The sequence below is a fragment of the Marinobacter halodurans genome (assembly GCF_004327985.1).
Taxonomy (GTDB): domain Bacteria; phylum Pseudomonadota; class Gammaproteobacteria; order Pseudomonadales; family Oleiphilaceae; genus Marinobacter_A; species Marinobacter_A halodurans.
The window spans coordinates 1-1,222 of the sequence record NZ_SJDL01000130.1; the positions used below are offsets into that span (position 1 = coordinate 1).

A 1,222-nucleotide genomic window follows, 5' to 3' on the forward strand; every position below is an offset into this window, starting at 1 on the left:
CACCCCGCTGAGATTCGCCCTACAGTAACCTCACATTTTCCGACACGAGGTTACCCCCATGAGAAAGCACCGCACACCCGAACAGTGGCAGACCCTGGTTGATCAGCAGCGTGCCAGCGGCTTGTCAGCTCCACAGTTTTGTAAGCAGGAGAGTATTGGTTACGCCAGCTTCTGCAACTGGCGCAAGCGGCTGGCGGCCCCCTCGACCGAGGATTCGGCAGGCTCCGGTGAAGCCAGTTTTCTGGATCTGTCGTCTTTGATGGGGGCGTCGCCATCATCCGGTCCAGGCTGGAACATTGTGCTGAGTCTTGGCAACGGCGTCGAACTGCGGCTGAGCCAGAACGGATGATCGGGCTCGATAGCCAGGCGCGCATCTGGCTGTGCACTGAACCCACGGACATGCGCAAATCGTTCCGGGGCCTGAGCGCGCTGGTCCGGAATCAGCTGAAGCTCGACCCGCTCAGCGGCCAGTATTTCGTCTTCGTCAATCGTCGCAAGACCCAGATGAAGATGCTGTATTTTACCGCCACCGGTTATTGCCTATGGGCCAAGCGTCTGGAGCAGGGGCAGTTCCGGGTGCCGTTAGCCGCCTCCGGTCAGCGAGCCCTGACCCTGACGGATCTGCAACTGCTGATCGATGGCATTGAAGTGCAGAAATACCGCCAATTCAAGCGTTTTCGAGGGGTATAGAAGGCCGACTTCCGGTATAATATCGGCCATGAATTCAACGGCTTCCACTCCTTCTTCCAACGCACCTTCCTACTCGGCCCTGGCCGAGGAGAATGCCTTGTTGCGGGAGCAGTTGGGCGCTCAGACCGAAGCCATTCGTCAGTTGACCCATCAACTGGACTGGTTCAAGAAGCAGCTGTTCGGTCCCAAATCCGAGAAGCAGGTGTATGACCTGCCAGGACAGGACAGCCTGTTCCAGCCCGATGAAGCGCCGCTGCCGGAGCAGCCTGCGGATGAAGAAAAGCGTACCGTTAAGGCCTACCAGCGCGGCACCGGCAAGAAACAGCGGGACGACGACTGCCTGAACGACACAGGCCTGCGCTTTACCGCCGATGTGCCGGTGGAAGTCCTTGAACACCTGCCACCGGAGCTGACCGGCCCGGAGGCCGATCAGTACGAAGTGATTGGCAGCAAGACCACCTACCGGCTGGCCCAGCGGGCCTCCAGTTATGTGGTGCTTAAATGCGAGCGCCCAGTGTTCCGGCGCAAGGGC

At 59.6% G+C, this 1,222-nt stretch carries 3 protein-coding genes; all 3 read left to right on the top strand.

Annotation, left to right across the window (positions count from 1 at the left end; genetic code table 11):
- Positions 1 to 58: 58 nt before the first annotated feature.
- A complete protein-coding gene (tnpA, locus tag EZI54_RS23725; protein WP_131484315.1) occupies positions 59 to 349 on the top strand; it encodes an IS66 family insertion sequence element accessory protein TnpA in 291 nt (96 codons plus the stop codon).
- Complete coding sequence (gene tnpB / locus EZI54_RS23730) at positions 346 to 690, top strand: IS66 family insertion sequence element accessory protein TnpB (RefSeq protein ID WP_131484316.1); 345 nt, start codon at positions 346 to 348, stop codon at positions 688 to 690. The genes tnpA and tnpB overlap by 4 nt, the downstream gene beginning before the upstream one ends.
- A gap of 28 nt (positions 691 to 718) precedes the next feature.
- The coding region (locus EZI54_RS23735) for an IS66 family transposase (protein ID WP_207389341.1) at positions 719 to 1,222 on the top strand (504 nt) is incomplete at its 3' end.

What these genes read in the sequence shown, in the direction of transcription:
- tnpB (WP_131484316.1), top strand. Translation starts at nt 346, where the DNA reads ATGATCGGGCTCGATAGCCAGGCGCGCATCTGGCTGTGCACTGAACCC.
- tnpA (WP_131484315.1), top strand. Translation starts at nt 59, where the DNA reads ATGAGAAAGCACCGCACACCCGAACAGTGGCAGACCCTGGTTGATCAG.